Source organism: Streptomyces sp. XH2, from assembly GCF_049725035.1.
In the GTDB taxonomy this organism is placed as follows: Bacteria; Actinomycetota; Actinomycetes; order Streptomycetales; family Streptomycetaceae; genus Streptomyces; species Streptomyces roseoverticillatus.
This window is the reverse complement of record NZ_JBMMMZ010000035.1, coordinates 1-7544: the sequence shown is the minus strand read 5'-3', so window position 1 is coordinate 7544 and position 7544 is coordinate 1. Positions and strand designations below refer to the sequence as shown.

General features: G+C 71.1%; 2 protein-coding genes. Both read right to left on the bottom strand.

What is annotated here, in order from left to right; all coding sequences use genetic code 11:
• Positions 1-2437 (bottom strand): non-ribosomal peptide synthetase (locus ACOTKD_RS38070; protein ID WP_424893596.1); only part of this gene is annotated, 2437 nt, incomplete at its 3' end.
• On the bottom strand, positions 2434-7527 hold the full coding sequence (locus ACOTKD_RS38065) for an amino acid adenylation domain-containing protein (RefSeq protein ID WP_424893595.1): 5094 nt from the start codon (positions 7525-7527) through the stop codon (positions 2434-2436). The genes ACOTKD_RS38070 and ACOTKD_RS38065, both read right to left, overlap by 4 nt.
• Positions 7528-7544: the final 17 nt, after the last annotated feature.

Here is a 7544-nt window from a genome sequence, read left to right as displayed (position 1 = left end):
AGGGATCCGCCACGAAGCGCTCGGCCGTCAGGCCGGGGCGATGCACGTATCCCCTCGCCACCCCCGCCCCGGCCACGTACAGCTCGCCCACCGCACCCGGCGGCACCAGCCGCAGACCACCGTCCAGTACATACACCCGCGTATTCCTCACCGGGCGGCCAATGGGCACGGCTCCCGGCGGAAGCGCGGCACCCGGCTCGATCCGGTATTGCGTGCAGCTGACCGTGGTCTCGGTCGGACCGTAGACGTTGAACACCGTCACCGACGGATGCCTGCGACGCCACTCCTCAAGGGGCTCGCCCGTCAGTGCCTCACCGGCGAGCAGCAGTTCCTCCGTCGGCGAGAACTCCGCGGGCAACGCGTTCAGCAGGGCCAGATGACTCGGAGTTCCCTTGAGGAAGGCCGGCCGGGTTGCCGCGAGCCCCTCTCGGCGCGGCGAGCCCTCCTCCAGCGCGGCGAGGTGAACGCAGCCGCCGGTCAGCAGAGGGACGAACAAGGCCGTGACGGTCATGTCGAAGGCCGGTGAGGAGTGCAGCAGCGCCTTTCCGCGCGCGCTCGAATAAGTCGCACGGGCCCAGGCCAGATAGTCCGCAAGCGACCGGTGCTCCACCACGACGCCCTTGGGGACGCCGGTGGAACCGGAGGTGTAGACGACATAGGCCGGGTGGGCCGGTGAGAGCGGGGCGACACGGTCGGCGTCACCGGGATCCGTATCCGGGTACCGGCTCGTGTCACCGGCCACCTCACCGGCGTCCAGGACCATGGCAGGGCGAATGTCACCGAGCATGAGCGAGAGGCGCTCGGACGGGTGCGCCGGGTCCACCGGCAGATACGCCGCCCCGGCCTTGAGCACCGCGAGCAAGGCCACCATCAGCTCGACCGACTTCGGCAGCATCACGGCGACGACGTCTTCCGGGCCGGCGCCTTGCGCGATCAAGCGATGCGCGAGCCGGTTCGCCCGAGCGTTGAGCTCCGCATAGGTCAGCGTGGTGTCCTCGAAGAGGACGGCCGGCTCGCCGGGCGTGCGGGCCACCTGCTCCTGGAACAACTCCGGCAGGATCGCCGGCGGCAGCGGGCGCGCCGTGTCGTTCCACTCCACCAGCAGCCGGTGCCGCTCCTCGGCGGTCAGCACGTCACTCTGTCCGACGAGGCTCCCGGGATCGGCGATGACGGCTTCCAGGAGCATGTGGAGCCGCGCCGCGATGGCCTCGGCCTCGTCCCGCTCCACCAGATCCGGTCGGTACTTCAGGCGCAGGTGCAGCGTGCGCCCGGGGACCGCGGCGAGGCTGAGCGGATAGTGGGTGCCGTCGCTCGCGTCGATGTTCATTACCCGCAGATCGGAGCCCGTCTTCTCCCACGCCGAGGCATCCAGGGGATAGTTCTCGAACACGGTCGTGGTGTCGAACAGCTCCCGCATCCCTGTCAGCCGCTGGATCTCCGTCAGCCCCAGATGCCGGTGTTCCAGCAGCTCCGACTGTTCGTCCTGCAGCCGGGTCAGGAACTCCGCCCATGACTCGGAACGGTCCCAGCGCACGCGTACGGGCAAGGTGTTGATGAACAGCCCCACCATGTCCTCGATGCCGGCGACCTCCGGGCCACGACCGGAGACGACCCCTCCGAAGACCACGTCGTTCCGGCCGAGCAAACGCCCCAGCAGGACACCCCACGCTCCTTGGACAACGGTGTTGAGCGTCAGGCCGTGGCCGCGCGCCGCCTTCGCCAACGCCGCCGTCGACTCTTCCGGCAGTGCCACGGCCAGTACTTCCGGGGTCACCGAAGAGTGGTTTCGGCGGGCCGTGGCCAGCAGTGTGGGCTCTTCCACGCCGGTCAGTGCTTCCCGCCAGGCCTTCCGGGCCGCGTCCCGGTCCTGGCTGGCGAGCCAGGTGAGGTAGTTCCGGTAGGGGGCGGGAGGCGGGAGAGCGGTGTCGTCTCCGCCGTGGGTGTAGAGGGCGAAGAGTTCTCGCATGAGGATGGGGAGGGACCATCCGTCGAGGAGCAGGTGGTGGTGGGTGAAGACGAGGCGGTGGTGGGCGGGGCCGGTGCGGATGAGGGTGAAGCGCAGGAGTGGTGGGCGGGCGGGGTCGAAGCGGCGGGCGCGGTCCTCGGCCAGCAGCCGGGCCATTTCCGGCTCCTGGTCGCTCCTCCCGCTCAGGTCCACTTCGCGCCAGGGCAACGCCACCTCGCGCGGAATCAACTGCACCGGCCGCCCTTCGCTGCGCTGCCGGAAGGCCGCCCGTAGATTCGCGTGCCGGCGGAGCAGACCTCCGGCAGCCGCGCGCAGGGCCCCGGCATCGAGCGGGCCTCCGAGGTCGAAGACCACTTGAACCGCGTAGGTGTCAGGGGTGCGGGCATCGTAGACCGCGTGGAAGAGCAGTCCCTCCTGGAGCGGCGAGAGCGGAAGGACGTCCTGCAGTCCCGGCAGTCCCGGCTTCCTCATTCCTGGATCCCCCACTCCGCTTCCAGCGCGTCGATCTCGGCCTGGTCCAGTGAGACCAGGGGCAGGTCCGAGGGTGTCCAGCCGCCCGCTCCGGGCCGGCCGGCGTGGGTGATGAACGCGTCCAGCGCCTGTGCCCACAGCTCGGTGAGCTCCTGCACGTCCTTCTCGGACAGCGCCTGCTCGTTCCACGTCCAGGAGGCCACCAGCTCGGGCCCCTCCGCGCGGTCCGTGGCAAGGGCGTTGACTTCGAGGCGGTGCGCTGGTGGCAGTGCGGCGTCGGCCGGATCGAAGAGGGCGCCGGCCTCCTCGGCCACGGCCCACTGCCCGGTGTCGGCCGCGGAGAACCGTCCCAGGTAGTTGAACCCGACCTGGGGCGCGGCCAGAGGGGACAGCCGTGCACAGGCCTCCGGGTTGAGGTAGCGGGCGATTCCGTAGCCCACCCCGTGGTCCGGGACCGCCCGGAGCTGCTCCTTGACCGTCTTGAGAGCCTGGCCGGCGGCATGGCCTCCGGCCGGGACCTGGTCGAGGTCGATGTCGCGGAGGTCGACCCGTACGGGGAACAGGCTGGTGAACCAGCCCACCGTGCGCGACAGGTCGACTCCGGGAACGAACTCGTCCCGGCCGTGCCCCTCCACGTCGACCAGCAGCTCCGCCCCCGTCTCGCCGCGGCGCTGGTGCCGGCCCAGGACAGCAACGGCCAGCGCCGTCAGCAGGACGTCGTTGACGTTCGCATGGAACGCGGCAGGCACGTCGGTCAGCAGTGGCGCCGCGCGTTCCGGGGGGATGGTCACCACCAAGGACCGCGTCCTGCGGCTTTCTCGGAATGGTCCATCGCCCAGCACCACGCTCGGGCCGTCGAGGACCTGTTCCCACCACGCTGTCTCGGCGATGCGCTGAGGTTCGCGGGCGTGCTCCACCAGCAGTTCGGCCCACCGGCGGAACGACGTGTGTACGGGGGCCAGGTCGGCTGCGCGGTCCGCCGCGACGGCAGCCGCGGCAGAGGCCAGGTCCGGCAGCAGAATGCGCCAGGACACCCCGTCGACCACCAGATGGTGCAGCACCAGCAGCAACCGGCCCGCACGGGCGGGCCCGGCGTCGAACCACACCGCCTGCAGCATCACCCCGTCACCGGGCCGCAGCCGCCCACGTGCCTGCCGGGCCTCGTCCGCCACCAGCCGGCCCGGCACGTGCCCGTCCCCACCGCTGACGTCGATCCGCCGGACCAGGCCCGCTGCGAGCACACAGCCGCGAGGGCTGCTGTACAGCGACCACTCACCGCCGGCCGACCGCTCCAAGCGGGTCCGCAGAACATCGTGGTGATCAAGGACGGCCTGCAGTGCTCCGGCCAGGTGCTGCCCGGTCACGCCTGCGGGCACGTTCAGCAGAACCGTCTGGCTGAACTGGTCGATGCCATGCTGCTGATCGTGGTCCTGATCCCGCTCCTGTTCCCGCAGCCAGTGCATGATCGGGGTGGCCGGTATCCGGCCGACACCGAGGTCCGAAGCGTGTGCGTGCGCCTCGCTCGCGGTGACGACCCCGGCGAGCCCGGCGGGGGTCTGGTGCTGGAAGACGTCCTTGGCGCTCATGGCCAGCCCGGCCGCGCGGGCCTTGGACACGAGCTGGATGGACATGATGCTGTCGCCGCCCAGCTCGAAGAAGTTGTCCTCGGCGCCGACCTCGGGGAGGCCCAGCACGTGGGCGAAGAGGCCGCAGAGCAGCTCTTCCCGCGGCGTGCGCGGAGCTCGCGTCCTCGGCACCGGGGCGAGGCCGGGCCTCGGCAGCGCGGCCCGGTCCAGCTTCCCGTTCGGCAGCAGAGGCAGCTCGTCCAAGGGCACGAATGCCGCCGGGACCATGTAGTCCGGCAGCGCACGCCGCAGGAATCCGCGCAAGTCTGCGGTGTCCACGGTGGCTCCGGCGGCCGGCACCACGTACGCCACGAGGCGTTTCCCGGACGGCTCGTGCGTGTGGGCGACGACGACAGCCCGCTTGAGATCAGGACGGCGGGAAAGGGCGGCCTCGATCTCTCCCAGTTCGATCCGGTGGCCCCGGACCTTGACCTGATCGTCCGTCCTGCCGACGAATGCCAGCTCGCCGTCGGGTGTCCGGCGGACCAGGTCGCCTGTGCGGTACATGCGGGATCCGGCCGGGCCGAAGGGATCCGCCACGAAGCGCTCGGCCGTCAGACCGGCGCGGTTCACGTATCCCCTCGCTATCCCGGCCCCGGCCAGGTAGAGCTCGCCCACCGCACCCGGCGGCACCAGCCGCAGACCACCGTCCAGCACGTACGCCCGCACGTTGGAGATCGGAGCGCCGATGAGCGGTGCGGCGTCCGGATCGTCGTCACCGGCGTACCAGGCCGTCGCGTAGACCGTGGCCTCGGTGGGGCCGTAGATGTTCGCGACGCGGCAGCCCGGGAGCGTCGTACGGACGTCGCGAACAGCGCGGGCCGAGAGCGCTTCGCCCGCCAGGACCACCGTGTCGGCGGCTATCTTGACGTCGTGGGAGAGCAGTTGTGACAGGGCCGACGGCACGGTGCTGATCAAGGTGCCGGTCCACCCGCTGTCCTCGGGGCGCTCGGTCAGGGCGAGCACGTCGCGCACGACCTCGATCGTCCCGCCGGAGGCCAGCGGGCCGAACATCTCGAAGACCGAGACGTCGAAGTTCAGTGAGGTCGAGGCCAGCACGCGGGACAGCCGTCCGGAGCCGAATTCCGTGACGGCCCAGCGGACCAGGTTCCCGGCGCTGCGGTGGGAGACCGCCGTGCCCTTCGGCCGGCCGGTGGAGCCCGAGGTGTAGATGACGTAGGCCGGATGGTCCGCGGCGGCCCGGTGACCTTCCGCCGCGCCGAGGTCACCCGTGGCCCGGCGGCCGATGTCCTCGCTCGTCCCGGGCTGGTCGAGCACGATCAGCGGGGTGTCCGTCCGGGGCAGGCCGTCGGCGACCGCGCGCGTGGTCAGCCACATCACGGGGCGGGCGTCCGACAGCATGAACGCGATCCGGTCGGCCGGGTATCCCGGGTCCACGGGAAGGTAGGCCGCTCCGGACTTGAGCACCGCGAGCAGGGCCACCATCATCTCGGCCGAGCGGGGCACGGCGAGGCCGATCAGGCGTTCCGGTGCCGCGCCCCGCTCGACCAGATGCCGGGCCAGCCGGTTCGCCGCCGCGTTGAGCTCCGCATAGGACAGTTCGGCGCCCTGGAACACCACGGCCGTCGCGTGCGGCGTCCGGGCGGCCTGAGCCTCGAACAGCTCGGAGAGCGTGGCGGCGGGGACCTCCCGGGCGGTGTCGTTCCACTCCACCAGCAGCCGGTGGCGCTCCTCGGCGGTCAGCACGTCGAGCCGGTCCAATGGCTGCCCGGGGTCCGCGGCCACCGCTTCGAGCAGCAGGCGCAGCCGCGTCACCACCGGTTCGATCGTGCGCCGGTCGAACAGGTCGGTGCTGTAGTCGACGCTGCCGTCGAGGCCGCCCGGACCGCCGTCGTCCGCCCGGGACTCCCGGACGTTGACGGTCAGATCCACCTTGGCGACGCCGGTCTCGACGGGCTCGGGCGTGCAGCCGAGACCGGGGAGTTCGGGCCGGGCCTCCGGAGTGTTCTGGAAGGCCAGCATCACCTGGAACAGCGGGTGACGGGCGAGCGACCTGTCGGGATTGAGCAGCTCCACCAGCCGTTCGAACGGCACGTCCTGGTGCGCGTAGGCCGCCAGGTCGGTCTCCCGGACCCGCCCGAGCAGTTCGCGGAAGCTCGGGTTGCCGGACGTGTCCGTGCGCAGCACCAGCGTGTTGACGAAGAAGCCGACGAGTTCGTCCAGCGCCTCGTCCGTGCGGCCGGCGACCGGGCTGCCGAGGGGGATGTCCGTTCCCGTGCCCAGGCGCGTCAGCAGGGCGGCAACCGCGGCCTGCAGCACCATGAACAGGCTGACCTGATGGTCCTGTGCCAGCGAGACCAGAGCGCGGTGCAGCTCCGGCTCGATCCGGAACGCGACCGAGTCCCCGCGGTGGCCGGCGACGGCGGGCCGGGGGCGATCGGTCGGCAGGTCGAGCTGGTCGGGCAGCCCGTCCAGGGCACTGCGCCAGTAGGACAACTGCTGGGAGATGACACTGTCCGGATCGTCCTCGCTGCCGAGCACGTCGTGCTGCCAGAGCGTGTAGTCGGCGTACTGCACCGGCAGCGGAAGCCACGCCGGTGCCTCGCCCCGGCACCGCGCGGCGTACGCCAGGCCGAGGTCACGCGCCAGAGGCGCCAGCGACCAGCCGTCGGCCGCGATGTGGTGCACGACGAGCGCGAGCACCTGGTCCTGGGCGCCCACGGTGAAGAGCCAGGCCCGGACCGGGAGCTCCGCGGCGAGGTCGAAGGGGTGCCGGGCTGCTGCGTTCAAAACCGCGGCCAGGTCCGCCCCGTTGGTCCGCACGACTTCGAGGGCGGGACGTTGCGGGGTGCCGGCGGTGTCGACCACATGCTGACGCGGCACGCCCTGTGCCTCCGGGAACACCGTCCGCAGGCTCTCGTGCCGGCTGATGACGTCACCCAGCGCCGCCTCCAGGGCGACCACGTTCACGTCGCCGGACAGCCGCACGTACAGCGGGAGGTTGTACGCCGGGCTAGGTCCTTCCAACTGGTTGAGGAACCACAGGCGGCGCTGTGCGAAGGACAGAGGAACTTCCTCCGGCCGTGCCGTCGCGCGCAACGGGACGCGTGCGCGCGCGTGCCCGTACAACTGCTCGGCGAGGCCCGCGACGGTCGGGGCGTCGAAGAGCGTGCGGACGGAGAGCTCGACGCCCCATGCCGACCGGATCCGGCTGATCAGCCGGGTGGCGAGGAGCGAGTGCCCGCCCAGTTCGAAGAAGTTGTCCTCGGTGCCGACTTCGGGGAGGCCGAGTACGTGGGCGAAGAGGCCGCAGAGCAGTTCTTCCTGTGGTGTGCGTGGAGCGCGTGTTGCCGGGGTCGTTCCGGCTTCGGGTGTCGGCAGGGCTGCCCGGTTGAGTTTTCCGTTCGGGAGCAGAGGCAGTTCGTCGAGGAGTATGAATACTGCCGGGACCATGTAGTCCGGTAGTGCGCGCCGGGCGAAGTCGCGTAGGTCTGTGGTGTCCACGGCCGATCCGGTGGCGG